The 18,939-nt window shown below is 70.1% G+C and carries 14 protein-coding genes; all 14 read right to left on the bottom strand.

Annotated elements, in window-relative coordinates; genetic code table 11:
• Nucleotides 1-20: 20 nt before the first annotated feature.
• Nucleotides 21-1,187: a peptidase M23 gene (locus ACIG3E_RS32845; RefSeq protein ID WP_399623214.1), complete on the bottom strand. Its 1,167-nt coding sequence runs from the start codon at nt 1,185-1,187 to the stop codon at nt 21-23.
• A gap of 2 nt (nt 1,188-1,189) precedes the next feature.
• Nucleotides 1,190-2,050, bottom strand: a complete 861-nt coding sequence (locus ACIG3E_RS32840) for a hypothetical protein (RefSeq protein ID WP_399623213.1) — start codon at nt 2,048-2,050, stop codon at nt 1,190-1,192.
• Nucleotides 2,051-2,186: 136 nt separating this feature from the next.
• Nucleotides 2,187-4,409 carry a hypothetical protein gene (locus tag ACIG3E_RS32835; RefSeq protein ID WP_399623212.1) on the bottom strand — a complete coding sequence of 741 codons (2,223 nt, stop codon included), beginning with the start codon at nt 4,407-4,409 and terminating at the stop codon, nt 2,187-2,189.
• A complete protein-coding gene (locus tag ACIG3E_RS32830; protein WP_399623211.1) occupies nt 4,322-4,864 on the bottom strand; it encodes a hypothetical protein in 543 nt (180 codons plus the stop codon). The genes ACIG3E_RS32835 and ACIG3E_RS32830 overlap by 88 nt, the downstream gene beginning before the upstream one ends.
• Before the next feature lie 27 nt (nt 4,865-4,891).
• Entirely contained in the window at nt 4,892-7,486 is a 2,595-nt protein-coding gene (locus ACIG3E_RS32825; RefSeq protein ID WP_399623210.1) for an ATP-binding protein, read from the bottom strand.
• Entirely contained in the window at nt 7,483-8,307 is an 825-nt protein-coding gene (locus tag ACIG3E_RS32820; RefSeq protein WP_399623209.1) for a cell division protein FtsK, read from the bottom strand. The genes ACIG3E_RS32825 and ACIG3E_RS32820 overlap by 4 nt, the downstream gene beginning before the upstream one ends.
• Nucleotides 8,307-8,888 carry a hypothetical protein gene (locus ACIG3E_RS32815; protein ID WP_399623208.1) on the bottom strand — a complete coding sequence of 194 codons (582 nt, stop codon included), beginning with the start codon at nt 8,886-8,888 and terminating at the stop codon, nt 8,307-8,309. Before ACIG3E_RS32815 ends, ACIG3E_RS32820 begins: the two co-directional genes overlap by 1 nt.
• 13 nt (nt 8,889-8,901) lie before the next feature.
• Complete coding sequence (locus tag ACIG3E_RS32810) at nt 8,902-9,132, bottom strand: TcpD family membrane protein (protein ID WP_399623207.1); 231 nt, start codon at nt 9,130-9,132, stop codon at nt 8,902-8,904.
• Nucleotides 9,133-9,211: 79 nt separating this feature from the next.
• Entirely contained in the window at nt 9,212-10,060 is an 849-nt protein-coding gene (locus ACIG3E_RS32805) for a conjugal transfer protein (protein ID WP_399623206.1), read from the bottom strand.
• Nucleotides 10,061-10,486: 426 nt separating this feature from the next.
• A complete protein-coding gene (locus ACIG3E_RS32800) occupies nt 10,487-12,472 on the bottom strand; it encodes a pRL2-11 (protein ID WP_399623205.1) in 1,986 nt (661 codons plus the stop codon).
• A 614-nt stretch (nt 12,473-13,086) separates the two neighbouring features.
• The gene (locus ACIG3E_RS32795; RefSeq protein WP_399623204.1) at nt 13,087-14,307 is read right to left on the bottom strand and encodes a DUF2637 domain-containing protein; all 1,221 of its coding nucleotides are present in this window, start codon (nt 14,305-14,307) and stop codon (nt 13,087-13,089) included.
• A gap of 143 nt (nt 14,308-14,450) precedes the next feature.
• A complete protein-coding gene (locus tag ACIG3E_RS32790) occupies nt 14,451-16,835 on the bottom strand; it encodes a hypothetical protein (protein WP_399623203.1) in 2,385 nt (794 codons plus the stop codon).
• 475 nt (nt 16,836-17,310) lie between these two features.
• Nucleotides 17,311-17,760, bottom strand: a complete 450-nt coding sequence (locus ACIG3E_RS32785; RefSeq protein WP_399623202.1) for a hypothetical protein — start codon at nt 17,758-17,760, stop codon at nt 17,311-17,313.
• Between the two features lie 381 nt (nt 17,761-18,141).
• On the bottom strand, nt 18,142-18,588 hold the full coding sequence (locus tag ACIG3E_RS32780) for a hypothetical protein (protein WP_399623201.1): 447 nt from the start codon (nt 18,586-18,588) through the stop codon (nt 18,142-18,144).
• Between the last annotated feature and the right edge of the window lie 351 nt (nt 18,589-18,939).

Here is an 18,939-nt window from a genome sequence, read left to right as displayed (position 1 = left end):
GGGGGCCTGCCAGGCGGCCTTCATCCGGCTCGCGGGAAGTACGGAGGGGTCCAGCCGACGTACTTCGCGCGCCACTTGGCCTCGATGAGGTCGGCCTGGACGATGTCGATGTAGCCCGGACGCATGATGTCGTTGGACGCGATCTTTCCGCCGCCGAGGTAGACGGCGATGTGGCCCGCACGGTGGCCGGTGTCCCAGTACATGAGGGCGCCGGGGGGCGGGTTGCGGTCGCGGTGGCGCATCTGCTTGGGCACGACCGTGAAGTGGTCGATGGCGTAGTTGACGCCGCTGAAGTTCCAGCCGTAGACGATCGCGGTGTAGGCGAGGCAGCGGTTGTACCAGATGCGCTCGGACATGGGTCCTGCGCTGCGGCGGGCCCAGGCGATGGCTTCCTTGACGGAGCGGGGGTTCGTCAGCTTCCAGGCCTGCCGGCCGTCGTTGAACTTGCTGCCTCCGATGGGCTTGGGCTTGCCGTTGCCGCAGCCGACGTTCTGGCTGGTGACCGGCTTCTTGCCGGGGCTGTTGCCGCGGCCGGTGGGGGAGCCGCCGCGTTCGAGGTCGATGCCGGCGTCTCTGGCGAGTCTGCGCATGGCCGACTCGTGGCCTGCATACAACTCGCCCTGGCCGGAGTGCTGGACGGCCTCGGCGGCCTTGTGCATGGGCATCTTCTGCCAGCCGGGGATGTCCTTGAGGCCCTTGTTGGTGCCGCGTCCGGCGAAGAAGGAGTGGGCGGCGAAGCTCGGGGTCATGATCTGCTTCTTGGTGCCCCAGTTCATGCTGGGGCGCTGCTGGAAGAGGCCGATGGCGTCGACGCCGGGCGGCCCGTGGTCCAGGTTCTGCAGGGTCGATTCCTGCATGGCGGTCATCAGGGCGATGAGTGTGGCCTTGCCCGGCAGGCCGACCTTCTTCGCCGCCTTGTCGATGGTCTTGGCGTAGCGGAGCTGTTTCTGGCGCAGGCTGCCCGTGGCTTCGTCTGGGTCGCCGTCGGGGATGGATATGCCCTTGCCCGGGCCGGCGTCCTCGCACCGGGAGGAGGCCTGGGCGTTCGACAGCGGCATGAGTCCGCCGAGGATGAGCAGGGCGGCGAAGAACAGGACGGCGGCGGCCGCGCCGACCTTGAGCATCAGGCCCTTCTTCGCGACGCCGGCCGCCTGCATCGCGATCTGGGTGACTTCCCGCTGGTCCACGGCTACTCCTGGACGCCCAGGACGCGGGTGACCATCCACGGCTGGCCGGCATCGGCGCGGGAGACCTCGATGGTCAGGTGGCGGGTGTAGTGGTAGTTGTCGGTGCCCTTGACCTGGATGCGGGCGGTGGCGGGCCGGTAGACGCGTACGGAGGTGTCGGGGGCGAGCTTGTCCTTGGCGGTGGGCTCCTTGATCGTGACCTTGACGGGTGTGGCGGTCAGGGCCTGGGCGGCGACGAGCTGGTTGAAGTCGAGGTCGTCGTGGGTCTTGAGGTTGTCGACGAGGGCGGTGGAGGCGAACGGGGCCGCGCGTTGGACCGCGGCGTTGTGGGTGCCGTCCTGCAGGGGTTTGCGGGTGGTGTACGCGGTCACGAAGGCCTTCGCGACGCCGTCGGGTGTGGTGGGGCGCGGGCGGGCGGGCGTCTTGGCCGGGGCGGGGGTGGGTGCGCTGTCCTGCGTGGAGGGCGCGGTGGTGGGCCGGGCGGGGGTCTTTGCGCGCTGAGTGTGGTGGTCGCTGTCGGACTGCGGCCACAGCCAGGACGCCGCGGCGACGGCGCCCGCCAGGAGCAGCGCGATGACCGGCACGGTGACGGGGGTGGGCACCTTCCGCCGCTCGTCCTTGATCCACTGGGCGCGGGCATCCCGGCGGGCGGTCCGCCAGGCCTTGCGCGCCCGACGGCGCCGGAAGAACGGCAACTCCTGGAGGTGGGCGGGGGGTTGTTCATCGCGCAGCAGCTGGCGCCACTGCGCGCTGGTGGCGGCAGGGTTCATCGGGTGGTCGTTGCCCGGGGCGGCCGTGCCGTTGTTGCCGGTGGCGGGCGGCTGGTGGTTCGGGGCGCTCTCGTGGTGGTGGTGTTCTGGCATGTGCGGGCTCCGGGTGGGTGTGGCGCATGCGTGTGGCGGCATGGCGAGATGGCCCCGGGTGGTCCGGCCACGGGGTGCGGCCGGACCACGGGGATCTCACAGCGGGAAGGAAGAGGAGGGGGCGTTCAGGCCGGACTCAGGAGGTGGGGCGCCTGCCCGGCGGGAGTTCGGGCCGGGGCACGACGTCCGCGCGCACGGCCGGTCGGCGGCTGACAGGAGACGCGGTCGAAGCCGGGGTCGGTCGGGCGGGTGCCGGGCCGTGTTCGGGTGCGGGCGGGTAGCTGCGGAACCGGGATCCGACCGGATGAGCATCGACGACTTCGCCGCGCAGCACCCGGGGGCCGTTCTGGCGCGGGTGGTGGGGCACACCGGTGCGCTCGGGCATACCGGGCCGCACGGCATAGCCGCCGGAGGACGGGGGCGCGGTCGCTTTCGCCCGCGCCGCGTCCGCCTTGGCCGTACGAGCGGCGGGCGGCGGGGGCGCCATCCCTCCGGGGCGCGGAACGCCAGCGGCGCGAGGCGCACCGCCGAGGGCGTCGCCGGGGCCGGCGTCGCGAGGTGGCGGTCCGCCGGGCCCGCCGGGCAGCCCCGACGTGGCGGCGGCATAGGTGCCGTAGGGGGATGTCGCCGGGCGGGGCGGGAAGCTGGGGCGGGGCGGGAAGCTGGGCGGGGCGGGGTAGGTCCGTGCCCGGGTCGCGCGGATGGTGCTGTCGCCGTCGGCGGCCCCGCGCGTTCCCCACTTGTCACGGATGGCCCCGTAGGCCCCGGCGACGCCGGCGCCGAAGTCACCGATCGTGTTGCGGCTGCGGCGCATCGCGCCGACCAGACCGCCGCCGCCCGCGGCGCTCTGGGCACCTGTGCCCGCGCCGACAGCCGCTCTGCGGCGTCCGCCGGTGGCCAGGTGGCCAACGGTGTTCAGCACGCCACGGCCGGCGAGTTGGGCGCCGCCGGCGGAGACGATGCCGTCGAGCTTGCCCTTGAGCTTGATGCCCATCGCGGCCGCCGCGATGTTCAGCATGGAGACGATCAGCCAGCCGTAGGTCGTCAGGAGCGACATCAGCGCCGTGTTGAGGATCATGACGCTGCCCAGCAGCATCGTTGCGGTGCCGGAGACCAGGACCAGGCCGATGAGGGACTCCAGCCAGCTCACCCCCCACTGGCGCGGGCGGCCGGGGATGCACCACAGCCCGGCGAATATCACGCCGCATACCAGGAGCATGAGGGCTCCGAGCAGACTGGAGATCATGGTGGCGGCCAGGACGATCACCAGGGCGCAGAAGATGACGGTGGTGGCCAGGGCGGCCAGCAGCACGCCGATGCGTCCGGCGGGGTTGTGGGCTTGGCGCCATTGGACGGCCTCTCCCCCGGCGTCGTCGCTGTTCATGTGGCGTTTGAGGTAGTCCTTGCGGTCGCCCATGTCGTCGCCGCGCTTGAGGACTTCGGGCCCCCACCGCTTGCACGCCTCGATGCTGCCGAGGTCAGCAATGCACCAGGGGGTGGCGACGTAGGTGCGCCACACGGCGTCGGAGGCCTTGCGGATGGCGTCCTCGCGGTCCTTGCCCGACCATGCGGGCTTGGGCATTTTGAAGGGCATGGCGTTGGAGGTGTCGCCGGCCAGGCCGCCGTCGATGGTGGTCATGGCGACGGTGGCGCCGGCCTGGCGGGCCTCGTCCACGCCCTTGACCCACATCTTGGGGGCGGCGAAGAAGGTGGTGGCCAGAGCGGCGGAGGCGGCCACCCACGCCAGCTGGCTCAGCACGCTCTGATCGGAGCGGCGGGCCCAGGCGATGAACATGCCGACCGCGAGGGCCGCAGGCAGGAACATCTTGGCCATGGGGGTGGCGGCGGCGCCGATGGCGCGGGTGATGGCGGGCTCGATCTCCGGCAGGGTGATGACGGAGAAGCACCACTGGGTGATGGTGACCGCGGCACGGCCGACGGTGACGTCGGCGGCCATGAGCATAGAGGCGATCTCGTGCATGCCGCCGTCGATGAGGTCGCCGCCGAACAGGGAGTCGCTGAGCTGTTTGTCGAGCTGGTAGGCGGTGGGCGAGTAGGTCTCGAAGAGGGTGCCCTTGCCGCCGCGGGGCGGTTTGATCGGGGTGGGCATCAAGTCGCCCACCCCGCCCGGCTTGTACTTGTCGCTGTCGTCGTCGGCGGCCGCCAGCGGCGCGGTGACGCACACGGTGGTGAGCAGGCCGATCGCCCACAGCAGCAGGGTGCGCCCGCGCGGCGGCCGCCAGGTGCGGATCCTGGCGAGGGCGCGGCGGATCAGTCCATCGCGGCCAGCACCGGCGCGACGGGGTCGGCGGTGTGCGCGTATCGCTCGCCGACGTCGTGGGTCTGCTCGATGAGCCACTGGTCACCCTCCTTAACCACGCGTAGTGCGTAGCGGTTTTGGTCCTCGCCGGGCCGGTGCAGCGTGGCCAGCACCCCCTTGCCGGCCGGGTGTGTGTCGGAGGCCGGCACATCCTGCACGTTGCTGATCTTGATGGTGAGGGCGCCGCGACGGCGCGATGCCGCGGTGTCCTGCGAGCTGTCGGTGCTTTCGGTGACGCAGCCCTTGAGCGTGCCGCCGTCGTCGTCGAAGTTCGGCCGGGCCGCGCGGGTCTGGAGCCGGCACATGGCCGTGGCGTCGGCCGGCTCCGTGGCCAGCCACGCGCGCAGATAGCGGTGGGCGGTCTTGGCGGCTTGCTCGTTGGCCGACGGGGCGGCGGGCTTGTCGGCCCCGGAGTCGGTCTCCGACGTGCAGGCGGCCAGGGTGGTCAGCAGGGCTGCGACGAGCATCGCGGCGGTGCGACGGTGCGAGTTCATGCGCTCTCCTTGGTCGGAATGGGGCGATCATGCGCTCCCCGATCCTGCCTTGAGGAGGTCCACGGGCGGCTCGCGCCCCTGCTCGTGTGGCGGCAACTCGCCGTCGTCGTGCTGGATTTGATCGCGCGCGGCGTCTTCGGCCTGATCCTTGGGGCTGGTGGACAGGGCCCGCAGCAGTTCGGCGCTGGGCGCGTCCCACTGCATGGTGGCGACCTTGTCGAAGCGGTCTCGCACGATGCAGTGCCCGTGGCGGACGCTGCCGTCCTCGGATTTGCCGCTGTCGTAGATCAGGGTGCGGCTGGCCTCGCCGACGGGCAGGCGCAGCAGTTCGGCGAGCGCGTCCTGCTGCACGGCGGTGGACTGCTCGAAGCCGAAGACCGTGGTGATGGCCTCCAGCACGCCGTCCAGGCCGAGCAGGGAGTGCGGGTCCTGGCTGTCGATGGCCAGGCTCGTGTCCAGGGCGCGGCCCATGCGCGCGACCAGGTCGAGGAACCGCTTGCCGTCGTCGGTGCCGGTGAGCACGTGCACCTCGGGCACGCTGATCACCTTGGGCAGGGCCCGCAGGTCGGCACGGGAGGCGGTGTTGAGCGCGTAGGCAATCAGCCCGCGCATCAGGGCGAGCGAGACGCGTTCGTTCATCGTCATGTCCGCGGGTCGGGTGCCGGCCTGCGGCATGGTCAGGCCCGGGATCTGCACCAGCCACAGGCCCGGCTCGGGCCGAAGAGGCGAGGCGCCTTCGCGCGGCCTGCCCAGTACGGGCGCCCCCAGCTGCGTACGGGCGACTTCGGCAAGGGCATGCCCGGCGTCGCGGGCGAGTTCGTTCTCGTCGTCCTTGAGCAGGTCCACCACCCGCCAGGACGCCGGATCGTGGTGCTCGGAGATCTCGTTGACGGCGCGCAGCAGGTGCGTCTCGACGCCCTGGTTGCGCATCCGCTCGGGCAGCATGATCAGCATCTGGCTGACGACCTGGAGGGCCGCCTCGCCGCGCTGCAGCATCCGGAACAGGTCGGCCACGCCCGGGGTGTCGCTGCCGCAGGTGACGTGGTGCGAGGGCAGGCCCAGGTACCGGCCGGCGCGGATCAGGCCGATCTCGTCGCCCTTGAACCCGAGCATCAGCGCGTACGCGCCGCGCATCGCCGCGGTGAGCGTCGCCAGCATCATCGCGGTGGTCTTGCCGCGGCCGCTGCGCCCCAGGAAAGCCGTGGTAGTGGCATCGCCTCGCGCGCTGCCGGCCGTGATGTCGAAGCGGACGACGCCGGGGGTCGTGCCGGTCAGCAGCCCGGCGATCGGCCCGGCCTCATCCCCGGCCTCGCTGCCGCCCCAGAACATGCTCGCGGCCAGGGTGTCGGTCTCGCGGACATGGCCGAGGTCCGGCACCCGCAGCATGTCGCCGATCTGACTCTCCAGCCACATCTCACGCTGCTCGTCGCAGGCGACGATGACGTCGATGGACAGGCCCGCGTAGTGGGAGATGACCGCATCACAGCGGGCGTTGAGATCCTCCAGCGACTCGTGGGAGGCCACCAGCAGGCGCGGATGGTCCTCCAGCAGCGTCATGTTGTCCCGGGACATCCGCTGACGCAGGCTGTCCATGACCGCCTCGGTCTCCTCGGTCTCGGCCAGGGTCTCCCCCGCCGAGCCCTCGGCCGCGGAGCGGCGCTGCTCCTTGGCCGACTGGCGCACCTTGTCGACCCGCTTGATCGCTACGCCTTTTCGCCACACGCTGAAGCGAACGCTGGCCTCGGGGCACACCAGCACGTCCTCGCCCGAGGCGTGGGTGTAGCGAATTTCCGACAGGCACCGCAGCCACTCCTGCTCGCCGGGCGTGTATAGCGTCTCCGGGAAGGTCGGCATGGCCAGCACGGCGACCCAGGCGGCCGTGGTCCCGTCGGCGTCGAGGAGCTCGATGTGGTCAGCGTGCGGGATCGCGCGGGACTGGGTGAGACGGACCAGGGAGGCGCCGGTGACCACGGGCAGCTGGGGCGGTGCAGGCTGGGGCCGGTGCGATTCCCGCGAGATCGCCCAGGCCAGGAGCTCAACCGGGGCGATGCGTGCCCGCCACGGGGTGGTTTCCAGGCGCCGCTCCAGGCGGCGCACGGTGGCGTCCAGATGGGCGAGTTCGCCGTCGGCCAGACCGGTGTGGCGCAGGCCGAGCGCATTGGTGACGGTGTCCTTGGCGGTGGCCTGCGCGGTGGTGGTCCGCTCCGCGATCTTGATGCCGAGCAGCAGGTGGCGCTGCGGCAGGTCCAGGCCGTCCAGGCGGGCCGCCCACATCGCGGCGAAGGTCTCGACGTCGCCGGCAGTGAACATCTCGTGGGCCTCGGCCCGGTAGAGCTCCCCGTCGAGTTTGGACCACACCACCCTCAGGTGGCAGTCGTACCCGGGCAGGGTCTTGGCCAGCGCGAGGGCGGCCGCGTCCTGCTCGTGATCCTGGGCCTCCTCCGGCATCAGGTCGGTGTTCGCTGAGGACAGCACGAACCAGGCCTCGGCCGTGGTGTTGGTGACGACCAGGCCGTCGGCGACGGCCACGAGCTGCGGCGCCGGCAGGAACCGCTCGGCGCCCAGCCCCAGCATGCGGCCGATGCGCGAGACGCCCTTCTTGGACTTCGTGGCAGTGCTCACCGGTACTCCTTCGGGACGGTGCCGCGCGCCCAGGCACGGGCCTCGGACTCGCTCAGGTACAGGGCCTGGATGCGCCGTGCGGTGTCCTTGTGCACGGCGTGGATGCGCCCCGGGATGACGGAGTACGGCGGCACGGGCCATATCTCCGGAGCCACGCGGGCCCACAGGGTCTGTCCGGCGTAGGCCAGGACACGGACAGGAAACAGCTCGGCCAGCGCGCTGCCGGTGAAGGCGGGCAGGGCGCGGGTGCTGCCGGCGATGATCTGGATGCCGCATCCGGGGCCTGCGGCCAGCAGGATGCCCAGGGCCTCGACGCCGGGGGCTTCGTCGAGCTGGCTGTCGGGGCGGGTCAGACTCCAGTGCTGGCGCAGAGCATCCAGCAGCCGGTCGGCGTGCTCGATGACAATGAACCTGCGCCGGTGCCAGTTGCCGGCTGCGGCCGTGTAGTTGACGCGGAGCCGGTCCAAGGCCTCCACCAGGTAGGTGTGGATGTCGCCGGGGCGGCTGTAGACGGTTGTCTTGGGCAGGGAGCGGGCCCAGGTGTGCGAGGGGCGGCGTGTGTCGGGATCGAGGATGTCCAGGTGCGCGCCGCGGTACAGGGCCTGGGCGGCCAGGGAGCGCAGCACGCTGGTGGTGCCTCCTCCCCCGCCGGTGGCCACGAGCACGTTGCCGGCCTCGTCGGGCAGGTGATGGGCTTCGTCGGTGTCGGCCAGGCCTAGCAGGAGGCGCTCGCTCTGGCGCAGTGCGGACACGGTGGGGGCGTCGGTGAGCCGGACCACGCGGCGCAGCGCGGTGATCGGCATGGTGGTCTGCGCGGTCATCAGTTCTCCGTGAGGGAAGGGGTGGTGCGGCGGGCGCGGATCCTGCGGCGCAGCCGGCGCCGGGACTTGGCCACCGCGTCGGGCCCGTACAGGCGCACCCGGGGGCGGATGCGCAGTTCCGGTCCGCTTGCGTGGGCCGGGTCCGCTCCGGTGGCGGTGAACAGCTCTCCGATGCCGGGCATGGCGGGCAGCTTCGGCCAGCGCTCGCCCAGCCGCCTGGCACGCAGGCGCGCACCCTGGCGGCGGGCGGGGATGCGGCCGCGGCCGATCACCGGCCGCACACCGCGCAGGAGGTAGTGGGCGTGCACGCCCCAGACCATGAGGTTGGTGCGCCGCCAGTAGACGAGGGATCGTTTCGCCCCGGCCCAGGTGAACCACAGCGGGGGCAGGAGGAAGAACGGCACGGCGGGCGGGGAGGGGAAGCCGAACAGCATCAGCCATCCGGACCACCAGATACCGAAGAACACGAAGCCGTAGCGCAGTGTGGTGCGCGGGATACCCTCGCCGAGGTCGTAGCCGAGCAGTTCGTGCTGCCTGGTCTCCAGGTCCCAGTGGCGGGTGTGGGTGTGGCAGGTTCGCATCGCGTCCTCCCGGTCAGGTCGGGAAGACGGACGCGATCTTGGTCCCCAGGACGGTGAGGACTTCGATGGCGCGGTTCGGCTTGAAGATGCAGTACGCCGCGATCGCGGCTCCGATGAGGCAGGTGGCCATCTTGCCCCATTCGGATTTGCCCCAGTGCCCGAACATGCGCACGGCCAGTACGGCGCCGAACAGCGAGCTGACGATGCTGATGACGTAGGTGGTCAGCGGGTTGTTGCCGCCCATGCCTCTCCTTGGTCGTGTGGCGGGATGGTGGGAGGTGCCGCGACACGGCACGTGACCGGCTCACTCGTGCAGGGGTCTGTCACTGCGCGGTCACCCGCCAGACCTGCCAGCGGGAGGCGTCGTCGGCGCTGACCTGCGCGAGGGTGATGCGGTAGGTCTGCTGGAGGACCGCGCCGCCAAGCTGCCAGCGCACCTGGGCGAGGCCGGTGCGCCGGTCGCCGGAGCCGGTGAAGGCCGACCAGGAGTCCAGGGAGCGCAGTGTGAGGTGGCCGCCCAGGGGGGTGACCTTCGCGCCGGGCGCGGCGGCCTGGTCAGCGGTGCCGTTCACCCAGGCCTTGAGGAAGTTCTCCACGGTGGTGCGGGTGCGCTCGGTCAGCTCGGTGTCGGTGGCGGGGGCGTCGGGCTCCTTCCACCGCACCGGCTCCTCCAGTCCGACCAGGGCGGGCTGCCCGGTCACCAGGACGCGGCCGCTGCTGTGGCTGACGGGGACTTCCAGGCCCATCCACGCGGAGGTGGTGCCGGCCTTGCGGCCGCTGCCGATGGTGGTGGAGACGCGGACGTCGACCAGGACACGGGCGTGATGGGGGCGGGTCTGGGTGACGGTGCCGGGGATGGACTGGGCGACCAGCTGGGTGCCCTGGCCGTCCCATCCCGCCTTCGCGTCCGCGCCCTTGGGCAGGTCGCGGGCCAGCTCCCGCTCGCGGATCTGCGGGGCCTGGTGCGTCCAGGTCAGGTAGGAGCGCGCGAACCGCGCGGCGACCTGCTGGGCGAGCGTTTCGGGAACGTCGTCCTTTTCCGCCTCTGCCTTTTCACCCCACTTGGGCGCGGCCTCCTGCCGGACGGGCGGGGAAATGATGGAGCGCACGCCGACGACGGCGAGCAACACGACGACGGCCCAGGTGGCCAGACGTCCGGCCCGCCGGGCCAATACGCCGCCCCTCCCTTCGTCCTCTTCGACCCAAAGCCGCTTTTCCGCATGGTTTTGTGTACGCGGATCTGCTGTTTTTTCTTCCCTCCCCTGATCCGTTTCCTCCTGGGTGCGGCTGGCTAGCGCGTCGGCGAGCTCATCACCTCCCGCTGACCTCTTCTCGGGAAGGTTGAGAGCCTTCCGCCACCAACTCATGTCCGACTCCTCGGCCGTATCGCGGTCCGCTGACTGCGCCCATACCTGGGCACCCTGGCGTGTGCTTTCCGCAGGTGCGGGGGAAGCTCACTCGGAAACGTTAGACCGGATTGCCTGTGGACAGATTTTTCTCGCGAGCGCACGGGAGTTGGGGGAAGGGACAGGCATGAGAAAAGGGCCCGCGCATGGCGCGGGCCCTTGTGTCATACCGTACTTGGCGAGCGAATCAGGTCAGAAGGAGGCGGCGTCCTCCTCCGGACCGGTGTCGCTTTCGGCCTTAATGCGGTTGCGCTGCCAGCGTTCCAGTTCGCTGAGCCGGTACACGCTCTCCTGCCCCTTCTTGCCTGCGGGTTCGGGAAATTCTGGATCGCGGGCACGGGCATTGCGCAGAGCCGTCAGGTCGGCCTCGGGAAGGTACTTCTCGTGGGCTTCGCGCAGGCCCACGAGCGGGTCACCGTCGTCCGGTTCGTTTCCGCCGCCCGGCTGGGCCGGCCCGGCCTGGCCGGCCGGCGCGGCCGCGGCCCCAGGCGCTGGTGTGCACCGCTCACCGGCTTGTTCTTGCGACCCGGGAGCTGGCGCGGGGACGGGGAGGTCCGCTGCGGGCAGTTGCTGATCAGGTGGGGCGCCGGGCAGGGCGTGAACAGGCTGGCCTGTGTCATCACCCCCCTGTTTTCCCTGGTGGAGACGTTCGCCTGTGTCACTGTTCACCTGTGTCACTGTGTCATCCGCCTTGGCGGGCGGGACCTTCTCCATCGTCACCACGGTGGAGCGCTCAGCGCCCGCGATGGCCCAGGCCCGCGCCTCGCCGTCGGACATGAACAGCACCTGGGTCTCGTGGGCGACACCGCCGAGGACCACCTGCGCACGGCCGACGTGCCGGGTCGACTTCGGGGCCGGCTGCACCTCCGGCACCAGCATGCGCCAGGCGTTCTGCGTATAGCGGGCGAGAATGCGGGTGGCGAAATTCTCGCGCATTTCCGGGCCGCCCAGGGCCCGTGCGGTCGCCGACTGGGCAACCAGCAGCACATGCAGGCGCACAGCACGCCCCATGAACAGGATCTCGGCGAGCGCGTCCACGGCGGGTGATATCTTCGGATCGCCCTTTTCCTTGATCTTCTCCCAGTAGCGGGTGAGTTGTTTCATCGTCGCATTGATCTCCTCTAGGAGGATCACAATGCGCGGGCCCACCGACGAGGGATCGGCGTCCTCGGGAAGCTGTTCTGCGGCATGGATCCGGCGCTGCCCCTCCGCTCCCAGTCTGATGAGCGCGTCATGAATATCGGCGATATCCCGGCAGTACTCGACGTTCTTCACGCCCCGAGCCCACAGATGCGACACGCGCTTGAAGTCGAGGATGTAGCCGTGCGCGCCATGGTGGATGAGCTGCGAGGCGATGGTGCGCAAAATGACGGACTTACCGCCACCGGTTCCCGCGGACACCAGAACATGCGGCGACTCGGCATCCAGGTCCACGGACACGACCTTGTCCCCGCGGGACAGTCCGATCAGCGGGGCGGACTCCGGGACCTTCTGCACCAGCGCCCGCACCTTGGGATCGCTGAATACCACCTTTCCCGGCGGACGGTTCACCTTCTTGACCGTCACATACGGCTTTCTGCCGTCGTACTTCCAGCTGAAGGAAACCCCCTGCAACGCCAGCTTCTTCACGATCATCTCGGCAACGGCCTGCTCGTTGAACTTCAAGGCCACCGGCAGGTCGATCCTGATCTCGGCGTCGTCGTCGGAGAAGTTCGCCGGGACGTGCAGGTAGGACCGCGGCCGCGTGGCCGGCGGGATCCCCAGCGGGTCGACCAGGGCCAGGTGCAGCGGCTCGATCCACTCCCGCATCAGCTCCCGCCGCCCGCGGTGACGGACCGCCTGCACCGCACCGCCGACCAGCAGCAGCCCGCCCGTGCCCGCCGCGCCGTACTGCAGGGCATGGAGCGTCTGTTCGGGATCGGCCCAGTAGCACCAGGCGCCCGTTCCCACGGCGCCGCCTCCGGTCACCCGGGCCACCGCGCGCTGCCAGCCCGGCCGGTACGACCACGCACCGACCCGCCCCTCGACACCGTCCAGCACGCGCGTTCCGCGCGCGAAGAAGGTCGCGTCGGTGCGGCGCTCACCGTCCATCTCCCGCCCGGACAGCAGCCGGCCTAGCGTCGTCAGGGCCGCCTCGATGCTCTCCTCGATCTGCCGGTCCAGTTCGCTGCGCGCCATCGTGCTTTCCCTCCGCTACGCACCTGCCGCCCGCGGCACGCAGGCGGTGATCACGACGCTATGCCGGAGAGCCTGTGGACAGATTCCGGCGCGGGCCGCACCCGCCCGGTGCACTGCTCGGGGCCGCTGCCGCGCCGCCGGTGCAGCGCCGGGGAAGCGGCCCGCTGCACCGGCGGTGCGGCGTGCAGCGCTGCCTCGGCCCGCCGGGCAGTCGCTGATGCATCACATGCCGGGCCCGGCCATGGCCCCGGCTCGCCGCGCTGCACCAGCGAGCAGCGCCCATGCACGGTGTGCGGATGGGGCATCGCGTGAGAACGGGACGGCTCGCACGTCAGCCGCCGGGCTGCTGGGTTCGACGCTCTGCTGCATTGCGGGCGCGCCGTGCCTGGGCTGCAGGGCCGAACCAACACCTCCGCCACCGAGGCCAGGCCGTACGCCCCCCGGCGGGGCAAAGCGCCGTCGGGCGCCGCGGGCAGTCCATGGATCAGGGGAAGGCTCGGAGGAGCAGCGCCGTCTGCAGCGATGCATCGCTGCAGTGCAGCGCGTTGCACCAGCGGTGGAGGCACGAGATGCAGTGCTTCCACCGCTGCCGCCTCGCCCCCGGGCCTGTCCGGTCAGGCCGAGGCGGACACCTTGTCCGTGACCGCCTCGGGTGATGAGGTCGCTGGCTTCTCGGCGATCTTCCAGATCTGTCCGCTGTTGACGTCCATGCCGTGCTGCTTCAGCCACCGCTTCAGCGTGGGGGTGTCACGGCTGCCGAGGACCTCGATGGCGTATCGCACGGCGTCGGCCTTCTTCATGCCCGCCATCTTCAGGGCGTGGTCAGGTTCGGGATGGGGCACCGGGTCGTCCGTACCCGGCTCGCTGTGGACATCCCGCCCGGCCGACAGCCCAGCGTCCGGCGGCGCAACCGCAGCGTGTTCGTCGTCCTCGCCGATCTCGGCACGCCCGCGCCGCGGTGTGCCCCGGCCCCGGGCATCCGCCGCTCGCTCACCTCTGTCCTGCGCGCCGACCTCGTCCCGCCCGTCGTGCTGCTCCAGCGGTTCCTGTTCCGTGTCCGGGAGGCGATCCGCATGCTGGCGGTGATCGAGCTCCAGGGCGGGCTCGGCGGGACCCGGCTCGAACGCCCTGTCCAGCACGCCCGGTTCGATGCCGGCGGCGGCCAGGCCCGCGGGGGCGGTCTCGGCGAGCGGGACGCCGTACCGGGCCAGGCGGAGCGGCATCAGGGACTCGACGGGGGCCTTGTTGCGCCAGCGGCGGCCGAAGCGGGAGCGCAGGCGGGCCTGGTAGACGAGGCGTTCCTGCTCCAGCTTGATGGCCTGGTCGTAGGAGCGCAGCTCCCACAGCTTCATGCGCCGCCAGAGGAGGAAGGTGGGCAGCGGGGAGAGCAGCCAGCGCGTCATGCGCACGCCCTCCATGTGCTTGTCGGCCGTGATATCCGCGATCCGGCCGATCGCGTGCCGCGCGGCCTCGACCGTGACGACGAACAGGACCGGGATGACCGCGTGCATCGACATCGCGAGCGGGCCCTCGGCTGCCAAGGCGTTGAACACGATGGTGGCCGCCGTCAGCAGCCACGCCGTCTGCCGGAGCAGCGGGAAGGGGATCCTGATCCAGGTCAGCAGCAGGTCGAGCGCGAGGAGCACGCAGATGCCCGCGTCGATGCCGATCGGGAAGACGAGTGAGAAGGTGCCGAAGCCCTTCTTCTCGGCGAGCTCGCGCACGGCCGCGTACGACCCGGCGAAGCCGATCCCGGCGATGACGAGCGCACCGAGCACCACCACCGTGATGAGGACCCGGTGCGTGCGCGTGAGCTGGACGACGCGGTTCGGCACGCCGACTCCTTCCCTCGATGGACTCGACTGCCACTCTCACCCGCATCACCTGTGGACAGATCGCGGTGCCCTCCCACGAGACGGCCCACTCCTGCCGTGGACCTCAGCCCTCCCGGTGCGCCTCGCGTGCGATGGGTCAGCGGTCAGGAGTCGGTGCACGCCGCGTGCGCCGGATCGTCGGCCCGCGTGTCGGCGCCGGTCGGTGGTTGTTGGGCCAGTTCGGCTAGCCGCTCCTGCCACGAGCGCCGAGGGGATCGGGTGGCTTGAGCCGGAGTGGCCATGGCTCGTGTCTGGTGGAGGTCTCGCAGCAGCCGGGTGAACAGGTCCTGTACGAACCGCACGCGGGCCTCCCCCGCGGCCTGGGCCGCCTTCTTACAGTTCTCCGGGGTGGGGTACAGGCCGACCATACGGCGGCGGTACAAGCTCTCCGCCTCCCGCTGAGCCGGGCCCGACTCCCACAGCCGCACCAGCGCACGCTCCTGGCGCTGATCGCGGAGTCGGCGCGCGCGGTCCCGCTCAGCGAAGGCGCGCTCCGGACGGCCGTCGGCCATGCCCGCGTGATCGGGAACCCGGCGCACGATGCTCCAGGTGTCCTCCTGCACCGTGCGCGTGAGCTCCGCGACGGCCTGCGCGTCGTCGAGCTCGGCGCGCATCGCTACCGCGATGTCGACCGCTTGCTTCACCAGTGCTTCCGTATCGCGGTGCAGCAGGCAGACCATGCACTCGCCTTCCTGACCTGGCTCACCGCAGAACCGGCACTGCCTCGCAGCCAGAGCTTCCTTCGCGGCCGCGAGTTCCTCGCGCTGACGGGCCACAGCGGCCCGCCGGTGTACCTGCAGCTCGGCCTCCCGCTCTCGGCGCACCGCATCCAGTTCGGCCTGGCGCGCGGTGACCGCACGCAGTTCCGCCTCGAAGAGATCGCGCCGTTCCTCGAAGGGGATGTGCGCGTACTTCGCCGCGACCTCGACGGCGACCGAACGCCGCAGGCCCCGACGGTCTCCGATGCGGCACCCGCAACCCTCGCAGGGTCCGTCGGTGTCCATCCGCCGTCCGTCGTCGCAGACCGGCGACCAGCACAACGCCCGCCGCGGCAACGCGCGTTTGAGCAACCACCCCTGCAGATTCCGCACAGGACGGCCCTCAGCCGCCAGCCGGTGCCCGATACGCCTGGCGAGGGCCCGCTCGGCCCCCTCGGGGCCCACCACGTTCCGCACCCGCGCCAGCTCGATACGCACCGCCTGCGCCAGCCACGCACTCGTCGATTGCGCCAGGCCCTCCCACAGGTGGATCACCGGCAGCAGAACCTCCACCAGGTCCGCGGGCACCCGCGTCGGTCGAATGAACACCGGCCGAGCGCCAAGAGGCTTCCGTGACGTGGGCTGTGCGGGTTGTTCCCCGCGCAGCGGGCCCTGGCCGTCCGATGGATCCGGCGCCCTCTCTGCATCCGAAGCCGCGTGATCCTCACGCGCCTGCGCGCGCTCCCGCAGACGGCAGAAACTCTCGACGGCAGAGCCGGAAAAGCCATTCAAGAAACCCGCACATAGCCCGGAGATAGGAGCCACAGGAGTGTGGTCCGTGTGGAGCTCCGCACCATCATCGACTGGCGAATCATCCGCCTCACCCGCCCTGACCTGCGAAGATGTGGCCGATGCGGAGGGAGAAGAGGCCTCTTGATCCCCATGTGCACTATCCGACTCCCACGCCACACCCGCATCAGCCGTCACGTCCTCGAACGACAGCTGCGCCCACCCATCCCCGGCAAGGACGAGCTCCTCGTCCTCCCCACTGCCGGAGCCACCAGCACACCGGTCACACGGAGCCGGCGAAGACGACGCGCTCTCTTCCCCCACGGCGCCCCCCGGAGCTGACGCATCCACAACCCGCCGCCGTGCGCGCGCGCGCTCGTAAGCGGCCCGGACCGCCGGAAGCACCAGACGCTCCTCGCCGAAGCGCTCGGGACGATCCCAAGCCAGCGCACCGAACTCCAGCAGCCGCCGCAGCACCTCAGCCCCGACCGCCACCGGAACTCTCAGCACCCGTGCCACGGTGACCGCCGCACGGCTGTACCCCTCCGGCAGACGACCCGGAGCCATCCGCACCCGTCCGTCCTGCCGCGCCTCCAACGCGAGCAGCAGCACCGCCAGCCGGTCCGTCGCCGCGCCCCTCCCCCGCCGAGAGGCCATGAACCCCGGCGGCGTCACCGGCGCGTCCTTCGGCGCCCAGCCCGGGCAGAACACGGCCTCGCTGAACGACAGCAGCGTCGCCAACTCCCGCCGCATCAGAGCCGACAGCGGGCTCGCGTCCAGACCCGCACGAGCTCGCTGCAACGGCAACAAAGTGAACTGCAAGGTCTCGAACTCACCGTTCGGGCGCCGCTTGATCCCGCACGTGGCGGCTCCGCTCTTCCGCAGCCGCGGGATGACGGTGCGCGCGATGTGAGTGATGCTGTACCCGAGCCACCCAGCAAGATCTCGCTCGGACATCGTCACGCGGGCCGATGCGGCAGGGGACTTGGCCAGAAGCACCACGCAAGACAGGCGAACGAGATCACACGACTTGTCGAGGCCTGGCTGACCCAGCAGCTGATGAACTGCGGACCGCAGAGCCATACGCATGCCGGGAGTGAGCAGAAGGGGCTCGTCAGCGGCACGGACGGTGGTAGGGGCTTTCCACGCTGCACTGGCGTGGGGCTGCGCGCCGACACGAGACGACGTCGGCGGAGAAGAGGGTGCGGCTGGCGCTCGGTTCAGGCCGGTTCGTGGCACGACTGAGCCAGCCCTCTGACGGGTAGCTATGATCTGCTCCTGTCGAGGAGGTACGAGGCAACAACTCATCGCCAACCGGCTCCGCCTGGGGAGGTAGAGAAGTCGGCAGCGACGGTATTCAGCTAGGTGTGTGGGTAGATCACACCTCCTCGACAGAAACTGGCCCGGGTGATGTGCCCGGGCCAGTCGCATCACATAGGCAAATCGGAGCCTGACGTGATCGCAGGCCTAGCGGCGCCTAGAGCGTTTGGCGGCTGTCCTCGCCGGTGCGGCGCCTGGATGGAAGTTGGTTGAACCAGAGGCCCAATGGCGCGAAGTAGAACGGGTCGCTCGCGAGCTTGAAGAGGGCGGAGCAGTACTCCCCTGGCCCTGTGGCCATTTCACATCCGGTTTGGTGGATGAAGAGGGCAGTGTCGTGCTGGACCTCGTCGGGGAGGGCTGCCCGTGCGGTCTCAATCGTTATTGATTCCCAGATTCGTAGGCCCTGGTCCTTATTGGCCGGACGCTGCTCTTCTGGCCAGACGAGCCGCTTCACAGCACCGTAGAGCCGAAGCAGGACGATGTCGGTTTCCACGAGGTGCTTCGCATCAATTACGCCCTCCTTCGCGGCATCGCGAGCCACCTTCGGTAGGACGTGGGCTTCCAGGGCCAAGGCCCTGAGTGACCATCCGCCGAGCGCCGTTCTCATGACTCCGTCCTCGCTTTCAGTCAAGGCCATCGTACCTGGTGATCATGGCGAAGTTGGTAATGACAGAACCACCACGTGTCGTCTCTTCATACCGGCGGACCCTCTAGTGGGGCGTCAGAATTAAGCTAAAACGGGCTATTGGGGGAGATTCGACAGCGAGACCTCCTGTTGGGATGACGCCGACTTGGGCAAAGGTGAGAGTGACAGGTTCATTGAGCGAGGGGTGGCGCTACTGGGAGGTGGCCTGCGAAGCAGAGGGTGAGATCCCGAAAAGGGGCGCAAGGGCGCGTGCATGAGCGAGTGCGTGGGAGTGTGTGAATATGTGAGATCAAGAAAGAGGTGGTCCGCCCCAAGTTGGGACGGACCACCTCTCAGGTAGCGTTACTGGCGAGCCGCAGGGAAGGTTCCTTCTTCGTCAACAGCATCAAGGAACTGATCAACGGCCGCTGAAACGACGTCAAGGATGAGGCCACCACTGCCATCACCTCGCTGTCCACGCATCGTACGTTTCAGCGCCTTAAGGAATGCGGCGACGTCTGGAGAAACGCCCGCCTGTAGGCTCACACCGGGTGGGTGCTCACCCGACCACGTATCGATGAGCCAACCGTTGGCAAGAGCCGCCAACTCCTCAGGGCTGAGATTGCTAACCCTCCGGATGGCCGCATCCAAGTAGTGCCCAGGAGCCAGGCTGCGTTCTGACGATGCTGCATCATCGTCGGCCTTCTTGAGGAGGCGTTTCTTCGTCTCGCCTTCGATGCGCCCCGACCAGGTCACCCAGTTCCGCTCGGTCCGATGCTTTATGAAGGAGCCGAGCAGTTCTGTCTGCATCGGTCCGAGCGGTTTCTTGCGCCCCCTCGGCTTCAGCGCGGGCTCTGCAGATGTCGCCGAGAACGTGGGCCCGTCATTGCGTCGTCGTCCAGATGCAGCTCTCCCCGTCGCGCGACGGGGAGAGCTGGGTGCCGATACCTCATGAGGCGGGTCGGGAGCGACGGCCGGCTCCGGACTGGCCTCGGGAGATGGGGCGGTCGCGTTGGGGGTTGGTGCTTCGGGCGCGGTGGGCGGCGGAAGCGCCGCTTCAGCGGCCGGGTCGGGAGCGACGGCCGGCTCCGGACTGGCCTCGGGAGATGGGGCGGTCGCGTTGGGGGTTGGTGCTTCGGGCGCGGTGGGCGGCGGAAGCGC

The organism is Streptomyces sp. NPDC053474, from assembly GCF_044544845.1.
Classification (GTDB): Bacteria; Actinomycetota; Actinomycetes; order Streptomycetales; family Streptomycetaceae; genus Streptomyces.
The sequence above is the reverse complement of the archived record's forward strand: the minus strand, read 5'-3'. Positions and strand labels throughout refer to the sequence as shown.